At 70.7% G+C, this 20650-nt stretch carries 22 protein-coding genes; 14 read left to right on the top strand and 8 right to left on the bottom strand.

Going from position 1 to position 20650, the window contains the following annotated elements:
* Window positions 1-15: 15 nt before the first annotated feature.
* The 3 genes from ACIA5D_RS42140 to ACIA5D_RS42130 all read left to right on the top strand — a co-directional run bounded on the left by ACIA5D_RS42140 (window position 16) and on the right by ACIA5D_RS42130 (window position 3267).
* On the top strand, window positions 16-558 hold the full coding sequence (locus tag ACIA5D_RS42140; protein WP_396036216.1) for an AbfB domain-containing protein: 543 nt from the start codon (window positions 16-18) through the stop codon (window positions 556-558).
* Window positions 559-640: 82 nt separating this feature from the next.
* Window positions 641-2680: an endo-1,4-beta-xylanase gene (locus ACIA5D_RS42135; protein WP_396036215.1), complete on the top strand. Its 2040-nt coding sequence runs from the start codon at window positions 641-643 to the stop codon at window positions 2678-2680.
* 71 nt (window positions 2681-2751) lie between these two features.
* Window positions 2752-3267, top strand: coding sequence for a carbohydrate-binding protein (locus ACIA5D_RS42130; RefSeq protein ID WP_396036213.1), 516 nt, complete (start codon window positions 2752-2754; stop codon window positions 3265-3267).
* Here the strand turns inward: ACIA5D_RS42130 and ACIA5D_RS42125 are convergent.
* Window positions 3213-3701 (bottom strand): hypothetical protein, encoded by a 489-nt coding sequence (locus ACIA5D_RS42125; protein ID WP_396036212.1) that lies wholly within the window; start codon window positions 3699-3701, stop codon window positions 3213-3215. The two genes, ACIA5D_RS42130 and ACIA5D_RS42125, sit on opposite strands and share 55 nt — an antisense overlap.
* Before the next feature lie 214 nt (window positions 3702-3915).
* Between ACIA5D_RS42125 and ACIA5D_RS42120 the strand changes: the two genes are divergently transcribed.
* On the top strand, window positions 3916-4968 hold the full coding sequence (locus ACIA5D_RS42120; RefSeq protein ID WP_396036210.1) for an NAD(P)/FAD-dependent oxidoreductase: 1053 nt from the start codon (window positions 3916-3918) through the stop codon (window positions 4966-4968).
* Here ACIA5D_RS42120 and ACIA5D_RS42115 read toward each other — a convergent pair.
* Window positions 4965-6512: an alpha/beta hydrolase gene (locus tag ACIA5D_RS42115; RefSeq protein WP_396036208.1), complete on the bottom strand. Its 1548-nt coding sequence runs from the start codon at window positions 6510-6512 to the stop codon at window positions 4965-4967. The two genes, ACIA5D_RS42120 and ACIA5D_RS42115, sit on opposite strands and share 4 nt — an antisense overlap.
* 104 nt (window positions 6513-6616) lie before the next feature.
* Between ACIA5D_RS42115 and ACIA5D_RS42110 the strand changes: the two genes are divergently transcribed.
* Window positions 6617-7183 (top strand): hypothetical protein, encoded by a 567-nt coding sequence (locus tag ACIA5D_RS42110; RefSeq protein ID WP_396036207.1) that lies wholly within the window; start codon window positions 6617-6619, stop codon window positions 7181-7183.
* Complete coding sequence (locus ACIA5D_RS42105) at window positions 7173-7691, top strand: hypothetical protein (protein WP_396036204.1); 519 nt, start codon at window positions 7173-7175, stop codon at window positions 7689-7691. Before ACIA5D_RS42110 ends, ACIA5D_RS42105 begins: the two co-directional genes overlap by 11 nt.
* 1 nt (window position 7692) lies before the next feature.
* Here the strand turns inward: ACIA5D_RS42105 and ACIA5D_RS42100 are convergent, their stop codons facing one another.
* Entirely contained in the window at window positions 7693-8598 is a 906-nt protein-coding gene (locus ACIA5D_RS42100) for a hypothetical protein (RefSeq protein ID WP_396036202.1), read from the bottom strand.
* Between the two features lie 94 nt (window positions 8599-8692).
* On the opposite strand from ACIA5D_RS42100, the gene ACIA5D_RS42095 reads away from it, so the two are divergent.
* A complete protein-coding gene (locus ACIA5D_RS42095) occupies window positions 8693-9664 on the top strand; it encodes an MBL fold metallo-hydrolase (protein WP_396036198.1) in 972 nt (323 codons plus the stop codon).
* Between the two features lie 3 nt (window positions 9665-9667).
* Here the strand turns inward: ACIA5D_RS42095 and ACIA5D_RS42090 are convergent, their stop codons facing one another.
* From ACIA5D_RS42090 to ACIA5D_RS42070, 5 genes are read right to left on the bottom strand one after another with little or no spacing between them, the layout of a single operon-like run.
* The gene (locus ACIA5D_RS42090) at window positions 9668-10282 is read right to left on the bottom strand and encodes a hypothetical protein (RefSeq protein ID WP_396036196.1); all 615 of its coding nucleotides are present in this window, start codon (window positions 10280-10282) and stop codon (window positions 9668-9670) included.
* On the bottom strand, window positions 10279-11160 hold the full coding sequence (locus ACIA5D_RS42085; protein WP_396036194.1) for a WXG100 family type VII secretion target: 882 nt from the start codon (window positions 11158-11160) through the stop codon (window positions 10279-10281). Before ACIA5D_RS42085 ends, ACIA5D_RS42090 begins: the two co-directional genes overlap by 4 nt.
* Window positions 11157-11480 carry a type VII secretion target gene (locus ACIA5D_RS42080; protein WP_396036193.1) on the bottom strand — a complete coding sequence of 108 codons (324 nt, stop codon included), beginning with the start codon at window positions 11478-11480 and terminating at the stop codon, window positions 11157-11159. The genes ACIA5D_RS42085 and ACIA5D_RS42080 overlap by 4 nt, the downstream gene beginning before the upstream one ends.
* On the bottom strand, window positions 11477-11911 hold the full coding sequence (locus tag ACIA5D_RS42075) for a YbaB/EbfC family nucleoid-associated protein (protein ID WP_396036192.1): 435 nt from the start codon (window positions 11909-11911) through the stop codon (window positions 11477-11479). Before ACIA5D_RS42075 ends, ACIA5D_RS42080 begins: the two co-directional genes overlap by 4 nt.
* 9 nt (window positions 11912-11920) lie before the next feature.
* Window positions 11921-12751, bottom strand: a complete 831-nt coding sequence (locus tag ACIA5D_RS42070; RefSeq protein ID WP_396036191.1) for an AraC family transcriptional regulator N-terminal domain-containing protein — start codon at window positions 12749-12751, stop codon at window positions 11921-11923.
* Window positions 12752-12856: 105 nt separating this feature from the next.
* Here ACIA5D_RS42070 and ACIA5D_RS42065 point away from each other — a divergent pair, with 105 nt between their 5' ends.
* The 7 genes from ACIA5D_RS42065 to manD all read left to right on the top strand — a co-directional run bounded on the left by ACIA5D_RS42065 (window position 12857) and on the right by manD (window position 20527).
* Complete coding sequence (locus ACIA5D_RS42065) at window positions 12857-13936, top strand: aldo/keto reductase (RefSeq protein WP_396036189.1); 1080 nt, start codon at window positions 12857-12859, stop codon at window positions 13934-13936.
* A gap of 412 nt (window positions 13937-14348) precedes the next feature.
* The gene (locus ACIA5D_RS42060; protein WP_396036188.1) at window positions 14349-15329 is read left to right on the top strand and encodes a LacI family DNA-binding transcriptional regulator; all 981 of its coding nucleotides are present in this window, start codon (window positions 14349-14351) and stop codon (window positions 15327-15329) included.
* Window positions 15330-15341: 12 nt separating this feature from the next.
* Entirely contained in the window at window positions 15342-16547 is a 1206-nt protein-coding gene (locus tag ACIA5D_RS42055; protein WP_396036187.1) for an extracellular solute-binding protein, read from the top strand.
* Window positions 16544-17590, top strand: coding sequence for an ABC transporter ATP-binding protein (locus ACIA5D_RS42050; protein ID WP_396036185.1), 1047 nt, complete (start codon window positions 16544-16546; stop codon window positions 17588-17590). The genes ACIA5D_RS42055 and ACIA5D_RS42050 overlap by 4 nt, the downstream gene beginning before the upstream one ends.
* Window positions 17587-18459 carry an ABC transporter permease gene (locus tag ACIA5D_RS42045; RefSeq protein WP_396036183.1) on the top strand — a complete coding sequence of 291 codons (873 nt, stop codon included), beginning with the start codon at window positions 17587-17589 and terminating at the stop codon, window positions 18457-18459. The genes ACIA5D_RS42050 and ACIA5D_RS42045 overlap by 4 nt, the downstream gene beginning before the upstream one ends.
* Window positions 18459-19325: an ABC transporter permease gene (locus ACIA5D_RS42040; protein WP_396036181.1), complete on the top strand. Its 867-nt coding sequence runs from the start codon at window positions 18459-18461 to the stop codon at window positions 19323-19325. The genes ACIA5D_RS42045 and ACIA5D_RS42040 overlap by 1 nt, the downstream gene beginning before the upstream one ends.
* Entirely contained in the window at window positions 19322-20527 is a 1206-nt protein-coding gene (manD, locus tag ACIA5D_RS42035; RefSeq protein ID WP_396036179.1) for a D-mannonate dehydratase ManD, read from the top strand. Before ACIA5D_RS42040 ends, manD begins: the two co-directional genes overlap by 4 nt.
* Window positions 20528-20650 lie beyond the last annotated feature (123 nt).

Here is a 20650-nt window from a genome sequence, read left to right as displayed (position 1 = left end):
GCGTATCCGGTTGCGGTGATCGCGAGCGTGGTGGCGCTGGCGCTGGGGGTCGTCGCGATCGCGGCGGGGTGGACGGTTTCGGCGCCCGCCGAGGTGGCGTGCGGGCCGCCGCCACCGCCGCCCCGGCGCGGTGAGCTGCTCACGGGCGGGCCGCTGTCGCTCGAGGCGGCGGACAGCCCGGGGCGGTTCGTCGCGGTGGATGGTGACGCGGGGGCGCTCGTCGCGGTGGATGCGGGCAGCGAGTTCACGGCGCGGCGGGCGGCGACCTTCGTGGCGGTGCCGGGGCTCGCGGGCGAGGGTTGTTTTTCGTTCCGGGCGGCCGACGGACGGTTCCTGCGGGACGCGTCGGGCGGTCTCGGGGTCGGCGTCGCCGACCGGAGCGCCGCGTTCCGCCGGGAGGCGACGTTCTGCGTGCGGGGTGGGTTTGTGCGGGGGTCGGCCACGCTGGAGGCGCTCGGGCAGCGCGGAAAATTCGTGCGGCATGTCGACGAACAGATGCGGGTCGAGCCAGGCGACGTGCGGGGGTGCTCGTTCCTCATCCGGGCGCCGCTGGGCTGACGGTTGTGATGGGAGCGCTCCCATGTCACGATGAGCGTCACTTTCTCATCCGCGTACCCTTGGCCCCCGAAGGACCCCGCAGATGCGCGCTCTCGCGCGGCTCGCCGTGACCACCGTCCTGGTCGCGGCCCCGATCGCCGCAGTCACCGTCACCACGGTCGCCAGCGCAGCCGACGATCCCGCCCCGGTCACCGTGCTCACCAGCACCTTCGAGGACGGCACTGTCCAGGGTTGGACCGGCCGCAACGCCGAAGTCCTGGCGAACAGCACCACGGTCGCCCACGGCGGGACGCACAGCCTCTCGGTCACCGGGCGCACGGCCACCTGGAACGGCCCCTCGCTCGACGTGCTCGGCACGTTCGAGAAGGGCACCTCGTACACGATCTCCGCCTGGGTGCGGATGGCCGACGGCACCGACAACGCCCGGCTCAGCGTCGAGCGACGCAGCGGCGACACGGCCTCCTACGACACCGTCGTCGGAAACACGGCGGTCAGCAACGGAAACTGGGTCAACCTCGTCGGGCATTACACGCTCGCCGCCGACGTCGATTTCCTGCACGTGTACGTCGAGACGGCGTCCACCACCGGTTCGCTGTACCTCGACGACGTGGCGATCAGCTACGTCCCGGCGCTGCCGATCCAGACCGACATCCCCTCGGTCAAGGACGTCGTGACAAACTTCCCGGTCGGCGCGGCGATCACCGGCGCCGAGACCGTCACGCTGCACGGTGACCTGCTCGCCATGCACTTCAACTCGGTCACCCCGGGCAACGCGCTGAAGTGGGATGCCACCGAGCCGAGCGAGAACACGTTCACCTACACGCAGGCCGACCCGCTCATCGCGTACGCGAAAGCCCACAACATGAAGGTGCGCGGGCACACGCTGGTGTGGCACAACCAGACGCCGTCCTGGGTCTTCACCCGCGCCGACGGCACCGCGATGACCGGGACCGCCGCCGACAAGACGCTGTTGTTGTCGCGGCTGGAAAACCACATCCGCAACGTGGCCGCCCACTACGGCACGACCATCGGCACCTGGGACGTGGTCAACGAGGTCATCGACGAGAACCAGTCGGACGGGCTGCGGCGCAGCAGCTGGTACAACGTGACCGGGCTCGACTACATCCGCACCGCGTTCAGGGTGGCGCGGGAGGTGGCGCCGGGCGCGAAACTCTGCATCAACGACTACAACACGAACGTCGCCGCCAAGCGGGACAAGCTCTACGCCCTGGTGTCCCAGCTCAAGGGCGAGGGCGTGCCGATCGACTGCGTCGGCCACCAGATGCACATCAACGTGAGCTGGCCGTCCATGGCCGACACCGAGGCGATGATCCAGAAGTTCGTCCCGCTCGGCGTCGAGCAGCAGATCACCGAGATGGACGTCAGCATCTACACGAACAGCGGCGAAAGTTTCCCGACGCCGCCGGCGGACCGGCTGTTGCAACAGGCGTACGTGTACCGCGACATGTTCGCGCTGTTCCGCAAATACGCCAGCGCGATCACCTCGGTGACGCTGTGGGGCCTGGCCGACGACAACACCTGGCTGGACACCTACCCCGTGGCCCGCAAGGACGCCCCGCTGCTGTTCGACACGCGCCTGCAGGCCAAGTCGGCCTACTGGGGCGTCGTCGACCCCACCAAGATCGGCACGACCACGTCGCCCACGGTCTCGTCGTCGCCGACCACCAGCACCTCGCCCACGACCAGCACCTCCCCGACGACCAGCACCTCGCCCACGACCAGTACCTCCCCGACGACCAGCACATCACCGACCACCAGCACCTCCCCGACGAGCGGGACCGGCGCCTGCGCGGTCACCTATCGGGTCACCGGTAACTGGCCCGGCGGCTTCCAGGGCGACGTGAAGATCGCCAACACCGGCGCCGGCGCGATCAGCGGCTGGAAGCTGGCCTGGTCGTTCGCCGGCGGCCAGACGATCGCGCAGCTGTGGAACGGCTCGGTGTCCCAGAGCGGCACGGCCGTGACCGTGACGAACGCTTCCTGGAACGGTTCGATCGCCGCGGGCGGGTCGCAGTCGTTCGGCTTCCTCGGCAGCTATACCGGCAGCAACCCGGTGCCGGCCGCCTTCACCCTCAACGGCACCACCTGCACCGTCCTCTGAGTTCCCGCGCCGGGCGAGCATCGACAATGGTCGATACTTGCCCGGCGAGACGTTACGAGCGAAGGAGCGTCATGCCCGTCAGATTCCTGTCCGCCATCGTCGGCGCCGCCCTGCTCACGCTGGTGGCCGCGACCCCCGCCGCGGCCGCGAGCCCCACCCGCCCCTTCGGTTCGCTGATCGAGGCCGAGAGCTTCGACGCCACCCTCGGCGTCCGGGTCCTGGCCGACGCGAACGCCTCCGGCGGTCACGCCATCGCCTTCTCCGCCGGCGACTGGCTCCGCTTCGACAGCGTCGATTTCGGCGCGCCCGGTCAGACCAGCGGCTTCGCCACGTGGCGCTCCTGCGCGACCGGCGCCGGCACCATTGAGCTGCGCCTGGACAGCCCGACCGCCACCCCGTTCCTCACCCTGAACCCGGCCGGCGGCGGCTGCGCCCAGTGGTACCAGTCGAGCCTGCGCCTGGGCCTGGCCACCACCCCCACGGGCGTGCACTCCTTCTACATGCACGCCCGCGCCGAAGGCGGCTGCGAGTTCTACCGCTTCGACAGCCTCCAGCTGATCAAGCAGACAGGACCGCCGATCCCCTGACCGTCCCGGCGCAGGCAGGCGGCAAACGCAGCCCAGAAAGCCGCGTGCCGGCGGGGGGCGCCGGCGGGCCAGCCAGCGCGGCGGGCCGGCGGGCCAGCCAGCGCGGCGGGCCGGCTACAACGTGAGCGTTCCCGTGGCCGCGGCGGGACGCCGGACCAGGCCGCCGCCTCTACCGGGACGACGGCTTGCACCGGCTCGAAGCCCTTGTCGGTCCACCGCTGCAACGGCCGCGTCGAGCCCGTGACGACAAGCGAGATCGCAGCGCCCGCGTCGAGCGACACCGGCGCGAAGCCGAGCAGGACCCGGCCGGGGAAGTCGGCAGCGGTGGGCGTGCCGTAGAGCTGAACGACGTGCCGCCCGGCCCGGGGACCGGTGTTGGTCACCCGCACGGTCGCGCTGAAGGTCTCGCCCTCGACCGCCGAAAGCTCCCACATCGGAAAGCGCGAACGTCGTGTAGGACAGCCCGAACCCGAGCGGAAACGCCGCCGCGATCCCGTCCCGGTCGAGCAGACGCTGCCCGTGCCAGCGGTCGTAGGTGATGGCGGACGCGTCCCGGTCGAAGAACGGCAGGTGATCCTCGCGCCATCGACCTGTGGGGTCAGTGGACGAGTTTCGCCGATTCGCTGTTCGCCGGACGCAGAATGAGCCATGGAGATCGAAGCTGACGTCGCCGTCATCGGCGCGGGCATGGCCGGCGTCTCGGTGGCCTACGAGCTCTCGGCCGGCGCGACCGTGGTGCTGCTCGAGCAGGAGAGCCAACCCGCCTACCACACCACCGGCCGCTCGGCGGCAATGTTCCTGGAGAGCTACGGCAGCCCGCGGGTCCGCCGGCTCACCACCGATTCCCGCCCGGACTTCGACGGCCTGCTCACCCCGCGCCCGATGCTCTGGGTCGCACCACCCCACCAGCTCGACCGCCTGGACGCCATGGCGAAGGCCCAGCCCACGCTGATCGCGGCGAAGCCGGCCGAGCACTGCCCCGCGATCAGACCCGGCTGGTGCGCCGCCGCCCTGCTGGAGCCGGACGCCTTCGAGATCGACGTGCTCGGCCTGCACCAGCGTTACCTGGGCGGCGCCCGCCGGCGCGGCGCCACGGTGGTCCTCGACGCCGCGGTGCACAAGGGCCGGCACGAAGGCGGCCGATGGCTGCTCGACACCGCGGCCGGCCCGGTCGTGGCCGAGAGGGTGGTCAACGCGGCCGGCGCGTGGGCCGACCGGGTGGCGACGGCGCTGGGCGTGCCGCCGATCGGTCTTCAGCCGATGCGACGCACCGCGGCGGTGGCGAGGGCGGCGAACGTCGACCGCTCCTGGCCGCTGATCGGAGACGTCGGCGAAACGTTCTACTTCCGCCCCGAGGGAGCCGGCGTTCTGGTCTCCCCGGCCGACGAGACACCGAGCGAGCCCTGCGACGCCCGTCCGCAGGACGAGGACGTGGCGCTGGCCATCGAGCGCGTCAACGAGGCGACCACCCTGGGTCTGCGCTCGGTGCAGACCGCCTGGGCCGGCCTGCGCACCTTCGCGCCGGATCGCCAGCCGGTGACCGGCGCCGACCCCGCCGCGCCCGGCCTGTTCTGGGTGGCCGGCCAGGGCGGCTACGGCATCCAGATCGCCCCCGCCCTGGCCCGCCTGGCGGCCGGCGCGGTGACCGGCACGGGCGACCCCGTGCCGGCCGACCTGTCGGTGGCCCGTTTCCGGAGTTAACCGGGGAACGGCGCCAGGTCCTGCGCGCAACGCGTGCCGGCGGGCGGCAGCGCCCCGTCGATCAGGTAGCGCGAGTACCACCCGGTGATGCAAGCGCTGTACCGGGTCGTGTGCCCGTATCCGTCCAGCGTCAGCAGCCGGGCGTTGCCCAGCTCCCGGGTCATCCGCACGGCGAAGTCGTACCGCGTCGCCGGGTCGTACTTCGGGTTCACCACCAGCACCGTCTTCGCGGTGCGCTTGTTCCACGGCCCGTGGTACCGCTCGGCGATGCGAGGCCAGTTCGCGCAGGCGACCTCGCCGAACGCCTCGGCCCGCCCGAAGGTCGGGTTCGCCGCCTCGAAGCCGTCGGCGATCGCCGGGTACAGCGCGGGGTTGCGGGGCAGCGGCGCGTCCGCGCAGTTCACCGCGAGGAACGAGTCGTTGCCGTTGTACGAGTACGCGTCCGCCGACCACCCCAGGCCCGGCCGGGCCTTCGGCAGCGTACGGACCGCCAGCGTCGACGCCGTGGCGCCGCCGAACAGGGCGTCGTACACGAACTGCAGCGTGGCCGCGGTGTCGGGCCAGTCCGCGACGTTGTACATGCTGCCGGAGATGAAGTCGGTCAGGTCGTCGATGGTGACCGTGCCCAGCTCGGGCAGCGTGGCCGGCCCCTGCCGCAGCCGGTCGCGCAGACGATCGAACTTGGCCCGCGCGTTGCCGGTGAACGCGCAGGTCGTGGCCGCCTTGTCGCACTCGCGCAGGAACGCCGACAGCACGATCTCGAAGCCGCCGGCCCGCTCGAACTTGTTCGCGAGCCGGTGGTTGGTGCGCTGATCGGGGTCGACGTTCCCGTCGATGATCACGGCGCGGACCTTGGACGGGAACAGGTTGGCGTAGGTGGCGCCGATCAATGTCCCGTACGAGTAACCGATGTAGTTGAGCTTGGCGTCGCCGACCGCCCGGCGGAGCCGGTCGAGGTCCTTCGCGACGTTGAGCGTGCTCATGTGCTCGAGCAGGGGTCCGGCGTTGGCGACGCAGCCCCGGGTGTACTCGAGGTTGGCGCGGATGGTGCTGGAGATTTCGGCCTTCGAGAGCGGGACGATCTTCATCTGCGCGTAGAGCGCCTCGGCCTCGGCGTCGGTCCCGAAGCACTCGACGGGGTCGCTCGCGCCGATGCCACGCGGGTCGAAGCCGACGAGATCGAAGCGGGCCAGCACGTCGGGCGCGACGATCTGGTCGGCGACGGTGACCATGCCGCGGCCGGGGCCGCCCGGCCCGCCGGGATTCACGAAGATGGTGCCGAGCTTGTGGGCCGGGTCGCCGGCCGGGCGCCGGGCGAGCGCGATCGTGGTGGTCGCGCCGCGCGGCTTGTCGTAGTCGAGCGGCACCGCGGTGGTGGCGCACTCGAACCCGGCCAGCTCCTCCTCGGCGCAGGCGGCCCAGCGCACCTGCGAGCCCGCGGGCGAGGCGGCGGCCGCCCCGGGGACGGCGAGAGCGGCGGAGAGCAGAGCGAGGGCGGCGCCGGCCCGGACCGAGACCCGGCGGTGGAACGGAGTGACGGACATGGAGCTCGTCCTTCCGGTCGGAAGCAGGACCACCCGTCATATTTCCACGTATGGAAATGCATTGTTGCCCCCCGGGTCTTGCGGACGGCCGATAGCGTGAGCGCGTGGACGTCGCCACGACAAAGTCAAAATCCCGCTCTCGTACGGCGTTCCGCCGCACCGCCGCAATCCTGGTCGTCCTCGGGCTCGTGCTGGGTGGCGGGCTCACCTACTGCTCGGCCGACTGGAAGAGCTCGGTCTTCGCGTTCAATTTTCCCGGCGGCGACTACCGGGTGCGGCTCACCGGCTCGTCCGGGAACGGCGAGTGCGCGCGACTCGAGCGGGAGACGAACTTCGACGAATTCACCCGCTGGCGGACGGCCGGGAAGGACTGCGCGTGGCCGAAGGTCTCGGGCGGCGACGGCTGGCTGGCCGGCGGGCAGGCCGTGCAGTTGGCCGAGGACGGCGGCGGCCTGACCAAGGACTGGATCCTCTTCGGCATCGTGCCGGCCGCCGCGGCCGAGGTCGTGCTCACCCTGGCCGACGGGAAACCGCGGCCGGCGGCGACCAAGGCGGCCGGCGGTGGCGCCAACCGGCTCTACGCCCTGCACGTGCCGGGCGCCGGCGACCACGCCGCGGTCGTGTCGATCGTGCTGCACGACACGCGGGGCGGTGAGATTCGTGTCTACTAGACGGATCCTGGCCCTGGCGGCCGCGCTGGTGCTGCTCGGCGGCTGCGACCGGCTGGACAGCATGTTCCAGCAGCGCAGCGAGCCGCGGCTGCTCGCCGACGGCGCGGTGGGCGAGGCGCGGTGGGCGGTCGTGCAGGTGCGCGAGAAGGACCACGGCGAGTGCCTGGAACTGCGCAGCCGGGGCGTGCCGGCCTCGCACACGTGCGCGGCGTCGAGCCTGATGGGCCAGTACACATTGGACGTCGCCGTGCTGCACGGCACCGGCCAGCCGCTGGTCTTCGGGCTGCTGCCGGCGGGGACGGCCCGGGCCGAGGTCGCGCTCGACGGCAGCGCCGCGGTGCGGGCGGTGCCGGGACGCAAGCTGGCCGAGGTGGAGGTCGTCAAGAAGGGCGACGTGCGGTTCGTGGCCGAGCCGGCGCCGGCCGGGCGCACCGGCGACTGGAAGGACGGGGCCACGGTGAACGTGGTGGCCTACGACGAACAGGACAAGCCGATCCCCGCGCGCTGATTCAGAGGCGTGCGGCCGAGATCGAGCCGACCCGGGCGGCGGTCGTCACGTCGTACCGGAACTTGGCAGACCGCCACCCAGCCGGCGTGAGCGTCGTGCGGGGTTTGACCTTGCGGTGGGTCTTGCCGTCGACCACCGCGACGTTCGCGCCCGCGGTGAGCCGCAGCCGCACCGGGACCGCGCCGGCGGTGACCACGCGCAGCTCGCTCACCGCCTTGGTGGCGGTCACCTTCACCGTCCCCTTCGGCTTCGGCAGCATCAGCGCGGCGCGAGCGGTGACGCCGCCGAGCTCGATCCCGGCCAGGCCGCCCGCGCGCATGTCGACGTCCTGGTCGGTGGCGGACGCGGTGAGGCGTACGGTCCAGGCGACCTTGCTGCTGAGCCGGACCTCCGCGCCCGTCTGCGCCAGCTCGAGGCGCGGCCCCCGCGCCGAGTCGCTGACGCGCGGCGCCGCTCCCCCGCCGATCCCGACGATGCTGTAGAGCTGACCACCCAGGTCGGCGCTCGCGACGTGCACCACGGTCGCGGCGCCGGTCACCTCGAAGACCAGCGCCTTCGCCTTCCCCAGCGGCGCGGTCAGCGGCGAGACGGGCGTCGGCGTCGAGCTCGGCGCCACCGGCGGCACCACCGCGGCCTGCGCGCTCGGCCGGCGCGAGACCGGCTGGAACGCCTGGGCCTGCCCGAGCACCACGCCGATGGTCAGCGACACGAGCACGGCCGTGAAGACCCACAGCCGCCACGGCCGGCGCGGGGCCTGCTCGTAGACGATGACCGCCCGTCCCGCCACCCGCTGCGGGATGCTGGGCAGCACCTTGAGCGTCTGCGTCGGCTCGTCGACGACCGGAGGCGGCACGACGAGATCGGGCGGCACCTCGGGACCGCTGCGGGAGAGGAGTCGATCGAGCATGGGCACCTCCGGTCCGTTCACGGGGAGATACGGATCCAGGGCCGCCATGGATCGATGAACGTCGGTGTGATTTCGGAAGCGTACGCTCCGGAAGGTGCAGCAGATCAGCCTCGCGCCGGTCGACGGCGTGCACATCACGACGCTGATGGACAACTCGTCGGACGCGCTCCTGCCCGACGAAGGGCTCGTGCGCCGCTGGGGGCTCGCCGGGACGGCCGGCCCGCTGGCCGTGCTCCCCGCCGAGCTCGCCGAGGAGAAGCAGAGCTACGACTTCCTCCGGGCCGAGCACGGGTTCTCGGCCATGCTCGAGGCCGGCGGCCGCCGCCTCCTGTTCGACACTGGCATCTCGCGGGACGGCCTGGTCGGCAACCTCGACCGGCTCGCCATCCCCCTGGACAGCTTCGAAGCGATCGTCTTCAGCCACGGGCACTTCGACCACACGATGGGCCTCAACGGCCTGGCCGCCCGGCTCGGCCCCACCAACGTGCCGGTGGTCCTGCACCCCGACTTCTGGCTGCGCCGCCGCATCGTCTCGCCCGACCACACCCTCGAGATGCCGACGCCGAGCCGCTCGGCGATCGAGGGCGCCGGCTTCACGATCGTCGAGGAACGGCAGCCGTCGTTCCTGCTCGACGACGCCGTGCTGGTCACCGGCGAGGTCGACCGCACCACCGCGTTCGAGACCGGCATGCCCGCCGCGCATCAGGCGTTCCGCGACGGCGTGTGGGCGCCCGACCAGGCCGTGCACGACGACCAGGCGGTGGTGCTGAGCGTGCGCGACCGCGGCCTGGTCATCCTCACCGGCTGCGGCCATTCCGGAATCATCAACATCATCCGGTACGCCAAGCGGCTCACCGGGGTCTCGCGGCTCTACGCCCTGCTGGGCGGCTTCCACCTGCGCGCCCCCGGCCCCATCCTCACCGAGACGGTCGCCGCCCTGGTCGACGAGGCCCCGCAGGTGCTGGTCCCGGCCCACTGCACGTCGTGGCAGGCCCAGCACGCGCTGGCCGCGGCCCTGCCCGGCGCGTTCCGCCCCAACGCGGTGGGCAGCCGCTTCGAGCTGTGATCCTCAGTGATCGAGAGCGGTCACGAAGCGGTGCGCCAAGACCTCGGGGGTGACCAGGCTCAGGCTCGAGCCGTCGCCGAATCCGATGTGGATGCGGCCGCCGCCGACCGTGGCCGAGACGACCGCGCGACGCGGGACCTCCCAGCGCGGCACCAGCGGCGGCAGCGGCTCGGCGGAGGGCCGGTTGCGGATCAGGTCGCCGGCCTTCGCCAGCCAGGAGCGCTGGGGACCAGTCGAAGGGCCGGCCGGAGTGCCGGGCGTCTTCTCGAAGACGATCAGGCGGTCGCCGGTCAGCGCGAGCGCGCGGGCGGCGGTCGGCTGCGGGACCTGGGCGTCGAGCTGAGCGGCGACGCTGCCGGGCCGGCCGTCGAGGACACCGCGACGATCATCGCCGTACGCGTCGGGGCCGGTCGACGCCTCGTCGATGCCGACCGCCTCGGAGGCGATCGACTCCAGCAGCCGCTTCGGGCCCAGTTCCTGGCGCGCGACCTGGCCGGCCGACGGGCGGGACGTGGCGCGGGTGACCCAGATGGCGCCGCGGAACGTCTCGCCGGGCCGCAGGTGCTCGCCGACCCGCGCCCGCAGTTCCTGATATTTCCGGGCCACGGGATCGGTCATGGCACACGGTCCGCGATCGGGTCGACGACGCCGCTGATGGTGCGCCGCCAGCCGGTGCCGTCGCCGTCGGTGCCGGACCGGCGGTCGTCGTATTCGTCGGCGGCCGAGCCCATCACCAGGTCGCCGAGCGATTCCACGCCCTCGCCGACGATCGAGCCGTCGAGGCCGGTCGTCGCCTTGATGCCCATCTTGATCCAGTGCTTGGGACCGTACATCTTGTTGAGCGTCCACGCGGCGATCTTGCCCATCGTGCCGAGAGCCTTGAGCGCCTCCATGAACGCCTTGTAGGCCTCGAGCGCCCGGTGCAGCTGGGCGAGCAGCCGGGTGGCGCGGCTGACCGCGATGCCCGTCTCGGCTGCCGACGCCGCCGCGGCCGCCGCCTCGGACGCGCCGGTCGTCACGATCGCGAGCGCCTGCGCGGCCAGCCAGGTGATGACCAGCCATTCGACCAGCTCGCGGATGATCGTCTTGATCATCTCTTCGACGTTGCGCAGGTCCATGGCGCTGTCGCCGAGGCTGTCGGCGGTGCGCGCCATCTCGTCGGCCGCCTCCTCCAATCCCTGGACCAGGGCACGTATGCGGGCCGCGTACGCGTCGAACGCCGCGCCCTGCCACTGCCCGGAGAGCGAGTCGAGGTCGGCGCGCTGGGCCGCCGCGAGGTCGCGCAGCGACTGAGCCGTCGTGGTCCACGTGCCCGCGTGGTGATCGAGCTGATCGGGGTCGCCGACCGCCTGCTCGAAGAGCTGCAGCAGCGGCCAGACGATCGGGGTGAGCAGCCAGTCGAGGCCGCTGTTGATCGCCTCGCCCATGGGGTTCAGCACCGCGCTCGCGGTGTCGCGGGCGTTCTGGTAGCCGGCGGCTACGTCGGTGCCGCTCATGACCCGGTCCGGTAGGAACGGCCGACGCGGTCGGCGGCGGCATGGTCGACGCCGTCGTAGTCGTCGGCGGTGAACGCGAGCCCGTCGGAGAGGTCGGTGAGCATCCGGGTGAGCTCCTCCATCGAGGAGGCCTCGCCGTCGACCCAGCTCAGGTACGACGACTCGAGCCCGGCCATCGCCCCGATCTTGCCGAACGCGTTGCCGACGGTGGCCGTCGTGCGCACCCGGCAGGCGAGCTCGGAGACCGTGTTCGCCTGGTCGCGCTGGAAGTCGCGGCTCCGGCGCAGCCGCTCGGCCTGGACATGCACCTGGTCGGTCACCAGCGTCCCTCCCCGAAGCGGCCCGGCTCCCCCAGTTCGTCGGACACATCGCGCAGAACGCCCGCGTCCAGCCGTTGCTCGACGATCGCCGACACATCCACGGTCCGTCCGGTCGCCTCGTCGACCGCCGCCGCGTACCGCCGGTTGGCCTCCTGCAGCCCTTCCCGCTGGGCCCGCAGAATGGCCGCCGCCAGTTCCTCGGCGCTCAACCGCATCGCCGGCGGCTCGAGCGACAGATCGACCAGATTGCCTCCGGGCGCCACGGTCACGATCACCCCGTCGCGCTCGACCCGCGCCCGGAACCGCTCGGGTTCCTCCTGAAGCCGGCTCAGCTCCCCGAACCGCGCTTGCGTCTCGCGCACCAGTCCCCGGAACCATTCCTGCGTTGTCTCGCTGACCACCCGCGCCTCCCCCACTGCTTCGCCAGGCATCGAAACACCTTAACGGACGCGGTCAAAGCTCGGCGGCACCCCGAACTGCCGCCGGTAGTCGCGACTGAACTGGGACGCGCTCTCGTACCCGACCGCGAAGCCGGCCTGGGCCACGTCCCCCGACGACGCGAGCCGCAGCCGGGCCTCCTGCAACCGGATCCGCTTCTGGAACTGGATCGGGCTCACCGCGGTCACCGCCTGGAACCCGCGATGGAACGCGGAGACGCTCATGCCGCACTCGCGCGCCAGGTCTTCGACCCGGAAGGGACGAGCGTAGTGGGTGCGGATCCAGGCGACCGCCTTGCTGATGCGGGTGAGAGAGCTGTCGGCAAGACCCAGTTCGCGTACGGTCGCAGCCTGGTCCCCCGTGATCAGCCGCCACAGGATCTCCCGCTCGATCATCGGCGCCAGAATCGCGCGGTCGCGCGGCCGCTCGATGAGCCGCACCATCCGGATCACCGCGTCGATCAGGTCGTCGGACGCGTCGCTGACCGCGATGCCGGACGGCGCCGGCCCGCGCGGCGGATCGGCCTCGACCAGCAGGGACGCGATCGCCGAGGGCCGCAGCTCGAGCCCGAACCCCAGCGAGGGCCCGACGAAGTGCCCGGTGACCGGCAGGTCGACCGAGGCCACCAGGTATTGACCGGCGCCGTAGTCGAAGATGCGGTCGCCGAGCACGAGCCGCTTGCCGCCCCGGGCGATGAGCGCGAGCACCGTGCCGGAGGTGGACGTCTCGGGCGGACCGGGACCGTCGACCGCGGAGAGCAGGACGCCGTCGATCGGCGTGCGGCCGTCGGGCCGGGCGTGCCGCGCGATGAGGGCGGCCAACTCGTCGAGCATCGCTCCATCAAAGCAGAATCGGGCAAGGGTGCGCGAGGATCGTTCTATAACTTTCCTGGTAGCGCTGGTTTGCTGAATACATCAGCGAATCAAAGGAGCAGGAACATGTCACTCGACCAGTACCGCACACTGGGCCGTTCCGGGCTGCGGGTCAGCCCCTTCGCGCTGGGCGCCATGAACTTCGGCACCGAGGGCGGCTGGGGTTGCGACGAGGCTGAGGCTTCGAAGATCCTCGATACCTACCTCGACCGCGGCGGGAACTTCATCGACACCGCGAACTTCTACACCAACGGCCACTCGGAGGCGATCGTCGGCGACTACTTCGCGGCCCGGCCCGGCCGCCGCGACCGGATCGTGCTGGCCACCAAGTTCTTCGGCAACCTCTACCCCGGCGACCCCAACGCCGGCGGCGCCGGCCGCAAGGCGATCGTCACCCAGGTCGAGGAGTCGCTGCGCCGGCTCCAGACCGACTACCTGGACCTCTACTGGCTGCACAACTGGGACGCGCACACCCCGGTCGAGGAGACGATGCGTACGCTCGACGGCCTGGTCACGGCCGGGAAGGTCCGCTACCTCGGGTTCTCCAACACGCCCGCCTGGTACACGGCGCAGGCGCAGACCGTGGCGCTGCTGCGCTCGTGGACGCCGGTGATCGCGCTGCAGGTGGAGTACTCGCTGCTCGCCCGCACGGTCGAGGGCGAGATCGTGCCGCTGGCCCTGGACGCGGGGATGGGGCTGACGCCGTGGAGCCCGCTCGCCGGCGGCTACCTGTCGGGCAAGTACCGGCGGGACGGGAGCGCCGACGACACCTATCGCGGGCAGATCACCGGCGGCCCCAGTGAATCGCAATTCGCCGTCATCGACGCGGTGACGGCCGTCGCCTCCTCACTCGGCGCATCGCCCGCCGCCGTGGCGCTGGCCTGGCTGCTCGGCAAGCCCGCGGTCACCGCCCCGATCCTCGGGCCGCGTCGCCTCGAGCACCTCGCCGCCAACCTCGAGGCGCTTTCGCTCGCGTTGACCGACGAGCAGACCGCCACGCTCGACGCCGCTTCACAACCAGGGCTCAATTACCCGTACGCAGTGAACGCCGCCACCGGCCGAATGTTGCAGTTCGCCGGCGCGACCGTCGACGGCGAGCCCTCGGCCGTCTACCCGCCGCTGCTCGCCGACCCGGTGCGGCACTGAATCACAGGTCGCGCACAGCGGAAACGGCTGGTCGGACCATCCCGCACCCGACGGACGGACACCCATGACCGTCGGCCCAGATGAAGATCAAGTTAACGAAGCCGACTAGCGTCGCAGGCCAGGATCTTCCTGAAAGCCTTACTCGCAGTAGGGCGGCGCTGTGGCCTGGTAGTGCGGGACCGAACCACAGCGCCGCCGGGCTTTCCTCCCCGGCGCGTCGTCGCGGGTCACGATCCCGCGATCGGGCCGCAGGGCCGGCCTCCGCCGACACCATCGGTTGCGCCAAGATCGCCAACGTTTTCATTGGAATCATGGGATGCCGGAAAGGATCATGAAGAGATCGTGGTCGATGCCTTGACATCGATCCGAAATGGATTTCAAACTTGCCGTTAACTCCGGACAGGGGAGCGGCATGGCGGTGACGATCAAAGATGTGGCCCGCGCGGCCGGCGTCTCGGCGTCCACCGTCACGCGCGCGCTCACCCTGCCCGAGCTCGTCCACCCCGACACCCGCGAGCGCGTCCGCCGCACCGCGGTGAGCCTCGGTTACCACCCCAACCGCGCGGCCCGGGGCCTGAGCACGGGCCGCACCGGCAACATCGGCCTGCTCGTTCCCGACCTGGGCAACCCGTTCTTCCCGAGCGTGGTCAAGGGCGTGCAGGCCCGCGCGCACGAGGCCGACTACGCCGTGTTCCTCGCCGACACCGATGAGGACCCGGCCGCCGAGGCCGGCCTGGTGCGGCGGCTGTCCAAGCAGGTCGACGGCATCGTGCTCTGCTCACCGCGGATGCCCGACGAGGAGTTGCGCACGCTGGTCGCCGACACCCCGGTCGTGCTGGTCAACCGGCGCATCGCCCGGGTGCCGTCGGTGACGCCGGAGTTTCCCGACGCCATGCGGCAGGCGGTCAGCCACCTCACGGCGCTGGGTCACCGCCGCATCGCGTACGTTGCCGGCCCGCGCTCCTCCTGGGCCAACCGGGAGCGTCTGCGCTCGCTGAAGGCCGCGGCCGCCGAGATCGAGCTCGTCGAGATCGGCAACGTCAGGCCGCAGTTCGAGGGCGGCGTGGCCGCGGCCGACCAGGTGCTCGCCTCCGGGGCGACCGCCGTGATCGGCTACAACGACCTGGTCGCGCTCGGCCTGCTCAACCGCTTCACGGCCCGTGGCGTCGCGGTGCCGGGCGACATCAGCCTGCTCGGTTTCGACGACATCCCCCTGGCCGCGATGGTCCACCCCTCCCTCACCACCGTCGCCCTGCCCAAGGAGCAGTCCGGCCGCGCCGGCGTCGATCTGCTCCTGCAACTGTTCGCCGAGCCGGACCGCTCCACCGCGGCCCGGCGGGAGCTGCCCACCCAGCTCATGGTGCGCGACTCCACCGGCCCCGCCCCCGCATGAAGGGATACCCCAATGTCCCGGAAAATTGTCATAGCTGCCTCGGCAGCGATCCTCGCCCTCGCCGCGTGCGGCGCGCCGGACAAGCCCGGCGGTAGCAGCGGCAAGACCGACGGCCCGGTGCCCGACAAGCCGGGCAAGGCCGTCACGCTCAACATCCTCGACGTGGCCGGGAACCTCCAGCTCACCCAGGGCATGATCGACGAGTTCGTCAGCAAGAACAAAGACCAGATCGAGAAGGTCACGTACTCCAAGGCGACCGCCCCCGAGCTGGTCGGCAAGGTCAAGGCCCAGCAGAACGCGGGACGCGTCGACATCGACCTCGTGCTGACCGGCGTGGACGGCCTCGCCGCGGGCATCGACCAGAGCCTTTGGGTTCCGGTGCTGCCGGCGTACGCGAATCGCCTGCCCGGAATGAACGACTACCTGGACGGCGCCGCGGCCATGCAGAAGCTCGCCGGCGATTTCGGGGTGACGGTCACCTATTACCCGTCCGGCCCGCTCATCGAATACCTGCCGGCCAAGGTGCCGACCCCGCCGAAGACGGCCGAGGAACTGCTGGCGTATGCCAAGGCGAACCCGGGCGCGGTCCAGTACGCGCGGCCGTCGAACTCCGGCCCCGGCCGTACGTTCCTGATGGGTCTGCCGTATCTGCTCAAGGACGAGAATCCGAAGGACCCGGTCAACGGGTGGGCCAAGACCTGGGCCTACCTGGCCGAGCTCAACAAATACGTGACGCTCTATCCCTCGACCACCAGCGAGACCATGAAGAACCTCGCGAACGGCTCGGCGAAAATCATCGCGAGCACCACCGGCTGGGACATCAACCCGCGTGTGCTCGGCACGGTGCCCAAGGAGGCCGCGGTCGGCACGCTGGCGGGCTTCCACTGGGTGACCGACGCCCATTACGCGGTGATTCCCAAGGGCGTCGACGTCGAGAAGCAGGCCGCGATCCTCAACCTGATCAAGGACATGCTCACCCCGGCGCAGCAGGCCAAGGCGTACGACAAGGGCTACTTCTACCCCGGCCCGGCGGTGAAGGACGTGCCGTTGACGATGGCGCCGCCGGAAAGCCAGCAGGCCCTCGGCGAATACGGCCGCCCCGAGTACGAGCAGCTCATCGCCGGCAATCCCCTCGAGGTGCCGCTGGACGCCAAATCGCTGGTGGCCGCCTTCGACAAATGGGACCGCGAGATCGGCGGCGCGAAGGTGAAGAAGTGAGCTGGCTCCGCCTCGACGGGGTCACGCGGCGCTTCGGCGGCAAGGACGCGTTGTCCGGCCTCAGCCTGGGTATCGAGCGGGGCGAGTTCATCGCCCTGCTCGGCCCCTCCGGCTGCGGGAAGTCGACCGCGCTGAACTGTCTGGCCGGGCTGCTCCCGCTTTCCGAGGGCAGCATCTGGCAGGACGACAAGCGGATCGACACGCTGCCGCCGGAGCGCCGCGGATTCGGCATGGTGTTCCAGAGCTACGCCCTGTTCCCGCACCTTTCGGTGCGCCGGAACATCGCCTTCGGGCTGCAGATGCGGCGTTTGCCGCGAGCCGAGGTCCGGCGCCGCACCGACGAGGCAATTCGACTCGTACGCCTCGAGGAGCACGCCACGAAATTGCCGGGGCAATTGTCCGGCGGTCAGCAGCAGCGCGTCGCGATCGCCCGCGCGATCGTCCTCGAGCCGTCGCTGGTGCTGATGGACGAGCCGCTTTCCAACCTGGACGCGAAACTGCGCCTCGAGATGCGCACCGAGATCCGGCGGCTGCACCAGTCGCTGGGCCTCACCACCGTGTACGTCACGCACGACCAGGAGGAGGCGCTGTCGATGGCCGACCGCCTGGTCGTGCTGCGCGACGGCCGGGTGCAGCAGGTCGGCACGCCGGAAGAGCTGCACACGCGGCCCGCCAACCGGCACGTCGCCGACTTCATGGGCTACCGGAACCTGCTGCCGATGCGGGTGGCCTCCGTGTCGCGGGATGTCGTGACGGTCGAGGGGGCCGGCATGGCGCTGCGCGGCACGGCGGTCGGCGATCTGTTCCCCGGTGACGAGGTGGTGGCGGGAATCCGGCCCGAGGACCTTCAGGTCGGCGACGAAGGGGTGCCGGCCACCGTCGAGGTCGTCGAGTACCAGGGGCGCGAGCTGGCCGTGGAGGCGCGCACGTCGCAGGGCGTCATGCTGCACCTGCGGGCTGTCGACCGGCCCGCACCGGGCGACAAGATCTCCGTGGTGGCCGACCCCGCGCGGGTCCTGGTCTTCCCGGCGGCGCGATCATGACCGCGCTGCGGCACCGGCTGGCCGAACGCGGCGTCGACCGGCACCTGCTCCTCCTAGTGCCCGCGCTGCTGTGCGTGCTGATCCTGTTCGTCTATCCCTTCGCGTACGGACTGGGGCTGTCCTTCCAGCCGTCACAGGGCGGGATCTTCGGGGCCTATCGCGCGTTCTTCGAGGACGCGTACCAGCGCGACACCATCTGGACGACGCTGAAACTGTCGCTTCCGGCGGCGTTGATCAATGTGGCGGCGTCGGTGCCGATCGCGTACCGGATGCGGGGCCGTTTCCGCGGGAAGCGTCTGCTCACCACGCTGCTGGTCATTCCGATCACCCTCGGCACGGTGCTCACCGCCGAAGGGCTGCTCAATTTCCTCGGCCCGGCCGGATGGTTCAACCGGACGCTGATGTCGGCGGGAATCACCGACGAGCCGGTGCGGCTGACCAACAACTACTGGGGTGTCTTCTTCTCCCTGGTCATCACGGGATTTCCGTTCGCGTTCCTGCTGATCCTGTCGTATCTGTCGGGCATCGATCCGACCCTCGAACGGGCCGCGGCGACGCTGGGGGCCGGATGGTGGCCGCGGTTCCACCGGATCACGCTGCCGTTGCTCGCGCCGGGGCTCGCCACCACGTTCTGCCTCACGTTCGTGCTGGCATTCAGCGTCTTTCCCTCGGCCGTGCTCGTCGGCGACCCGGCCGGATCGACGCGGGTCATCTCCATTGCCGCCTATCACGCCGCCTACGAGTCCTTCGACTATCCGCTCGCGAGCGCCATCGCCGTGGTGATGGGTGTGGTCGAGCTGGCCGTCGTCGCGGCCGTGCTCGGGCTGCGAACGCTGTTCTACACCGGATCGACGGGAGGCAAAGGCTGATGGCGATCGCATTGCCGGCCACCGCGTCGCGCACCCGCCGCCGCATCGTCGCCTCGCCCGGCGCGTGGCTGGTCTGGGGGTCGGTGACCTTCTTCTCCGTGATGCTGGCCGGGGTCATTTTCTCGGTGCTGGTCAGCTCGTTCGGCCGCCGCTGGTTCGATACGTGGCTCCCCGACGGCTGGACCACCCAGTGGTACGGCCAGGCGTGGACGGAATTCACGCTGCTCGACGTGCTCATCGTGACGGTCGAGGTTTCGCTGCTGGTGGTGGGCATCTCGGTGCTCGTGGGCGTGCCGGCCTCGTACGTCCTCGCCCGCCGCACCTTCCCCGGCCGCCGGATCCTCTACCTGCTTTTCCTGCTGCCGATTCTCATGCCGCCGATCACCTACGGCATTCCGCTCGCCACGGTCCTCTACAAGTACGGCCTCGCCGGGCACATGGCGGGCGTGGTGCTGGCCAATCTCGTGCCGTCGATCCCGTTCGTCATTCTCACGATGACGCCGTTCATCGAACAGGTCGACCCGGCGATCGAACGGGCCGCCCGCATGTGCGGCGCCCGTACCTGGCAGGTGTTCCTGCGCATTCTCGCGCCGCTTCTCGTGCCGGGGATTCTCGCCGCGTCGATCCTCGTGCTAGTGCGCACGGTCGGCATGTTCGAGCTGACGTTCCTGACCGCCGGGCCCGATTCGCAGACGCTGGTGGTGGCGCTGTACTACTCGATGTCGGCGGCCGGGATCCGGGCGCAGCAGTCGGTCGACGCGATGGCGGTCATCTACACCTCGATGATGCTGGTGCTGCTCGTCATCGCGCTGCGTTTCGTGAATCCGACCCAATTGGTGGCCCGGGTCAAGGAGGACTCCTCGTGAGAATCGAGGCGGCCCGGGTCATTGTCTGCTCCCCGGGCCGCAACTTCGTGACGCTGCGCCTGGAGACGTCCGACGGCATCTCCGGCGTCGGCGACGCGACGCTCAACGGGCGGGAACTCGCCGTCGCCGCGTACCTCGAAAAGCATGTGATCCCGCTTCTGATCGGGCGGGACCCGGCGCGCATCGAGGACACCTGGCAGTACCTCTACAAGGGCGCCTATTGGCGGCGGGGGCCGGTCACGATGACCGCGATCGCCGCGGTCGACACGGCATTGTGGGACATCAAAGGCAAGGTGGCCGGGCTTCCGGTCTATCAACTGCTGGGTGGGCGGTCGCGGTCCGGGGTTTCCGTGTACGGGCATGCGAACGGGTCTTCACTTGACGGGTTGCTGTCGTCCGTGTCCTCGTTCGTGGATCGCGGCTATCGAGCCGTACGTGTGCAGGCCTTTGTTCCCGGTTTTCCGGACATCTACGGTATTTCCTCCGCGCCGGTCTACGAGCCCGCCTCCGCCGCCCTGCCGACCGAGGCCGTCTGGTCCACCCCGGAGTACCTCGCCCACATCCCGTCCGTCTTCGCGAGGGTCCGCGAGGAGTTCGGGCCGACGCTGCGGCTGCTGCACGACGTGCACCACCGGCTCACCCCGATCGAGGCCGCCCGGCTCGGCAAGTCCCTCGAGCCGTACGCGCTGACCTGGCTCGAAGATCCGGTACCGGCCGAGCTTCAGGACGGCTACCGGCTGATCCGGCAGCACACCACCACTCCCCTGGCCGTCGGCGAGGTGTTCAACTCCATCTGGGACTGCGAGCGGCTGATCCGCGAGCAGCTGATCGACTACATCCGCGCCACCGTCGTGCACGCCGGAGGCATCACCCACCTGCGCCGCATCTTCGACCTGGCCGCCCTGCACCACGTACGCACCGGCTCGCACGGCGCGACCGACCTCTCACCCGTCTGCATGTCCGCGGCCCTGCACCTCGATCTGGCGATTCCGAACTTCGGCCTGCAGGAGTACATGCCGCACGCGCCCGCGACCGACGAGGTCTTCCCGCACGGCTACCGGTACGCCGACGGCTACCTGCACCCCTCCGAGGAGCCGGGCCTGGGCGTCGACATCGACGAGTCACTCGCCGCGAAGTACCCGTACCGGCCCGCGTCACTCCCGGTTAACCGCCTCGAGGACGGCACCCTGCACGACTGGTGATTATGGATCATTTCGGTCAGTCAGGCACGCCCGACCACAATCCGTCATCCGGGTTCCCTTACGAACAGCAACTCTGTCCGTTCGCTCTGTGTTATTGCGCCGGAGATCGCGGTACCTTGCGCC

Source organism: Actinoplanes sp. NPDC051513 (assembly GCF_044454685.1).
Classification (GTDB): Bacteria; Actinomycetota; Actinomycetes; order Mycobacteriales; family Micromonosporaceae; genus Actinoplanes.
Note: the sequence above shows the minus strand (reverse complement) of the source record. Positions and strands in the feature narration are given on the sequence as shown.

Excerpts from the sequence above, each read along its gene's own strand:
- ACIA5D_RS42135 (WP_396036215.1), top strand. The coding sequence starts at position 641 with ATGCGCGCTCTCGCGCGGCTCGCCGTGACCACCGTCCTGGTCGCGGCC.
- ACIA5D_RS42130 (WP_396036213.1), top strand. The coding sequence starts at position 2,752 with ATGCCCGTCAGATTCCTGTCCGCCATCGTCGGCGCCGCCCTGCTCACG.
- ACIA5D_RS42125 (WP_396036212.1), bottom strand. The coding sequence starts at position 3,701 with ATGTGGGAGCTTTCGGCGGTCGAGGGCGAGACCTTCAGCGCGACCGTG.
- ACIA5D_RS42120 (WP_396036210.1), top strand. The coding sequence starts at position 3,916 with ATGGAGATCGAAGCTGACGTCGCCGTCATCGGCGCGGGCATGGCCGGC.
- ACIA5D_RS42115 (WP_396036208.1), bottom strand. The coding sequence starts at position 6,512 with ATGTCCGTCACTCCGTTCCACCGCCGGGTCTCGGTCCGGGCCGGCGCC.
- ACIA5D_RS42100 (WP_396036202.1), bottom strand. The coding sequence starts at position 8,598 with ATGCTCGATCGACTCCTCTCCCGCAGCGGTCCCGAGGTGCCGCCCGAT.
- ACIA5D_RS42090 (WP_396036196.1), bottom strand. The coding sequence starts at position 10,282 with ATGACCGATCCCGTGGCCCGGAAATATCAGGAACTGCGGGCGCGGGTC.
- ACIA5D_RS42085 (WP_396036194.1), bottom strand. The coding sequence starts at position 11,160 with ATGAGCGGCACCGACGTAGCCGCCGGCTACCAGAACGCCCGCGACACC.
- ACIA5D_RS42075 (WP_396036192.1), bottom strand. The coding sequence starts at position 11,911 with ATGCCTGGCGAAGCAGTGGGGGAGGCGCGGGTGGTCAGCGAGACAACG.
- ACIA5D_RS42070 (WP_396036191.1), bottom strand. The coding sequence starts at position 12,751 with ATGCTCGACGAGTTGGCCGCCCTCATCGCGCGGCACGCCCGGCCCGAC.
- ACIA5D_RS42065 (WP_396036189.1), top strand. The coding sequence starts at position 12,857 with ATGTCACTCGACCAGTACCGCACACTGGGCCGTTCCGGGCTGCGGGTC.
- ACIA5D_RS42060 (WP_396036188.1), top strand. The coding sequence starts at position 14,349 with ATGGCGGTGACGATCAAAGATGTGGCCCGCGCGGCCGGCGTCTCGGCG.
- ACIA5D_RS42055 (WP_396036187.1), top strand. The coding sequence starts at position 15,342 with ATGTCCCGGAAAATTGTCATAGCTGCCTCGGCAGCGATCCTCGCCCTC.
- ACIA5D_RS42045 (WP_396036183.1), top strand. The coding sequence starts at position 17,587 with ATGACCGCGCTGCGGCACCGGCTGGCCGAACGCGGCGTCGACCGGCAC.
- ACIA5D_RS42040 (WP_396036181.1), top strand. The coding sequence starts at position 18,459 with ATGGCGATCGCATTGCCGGCCACCGCGTCGCGCACCCGCCGCCGCATC.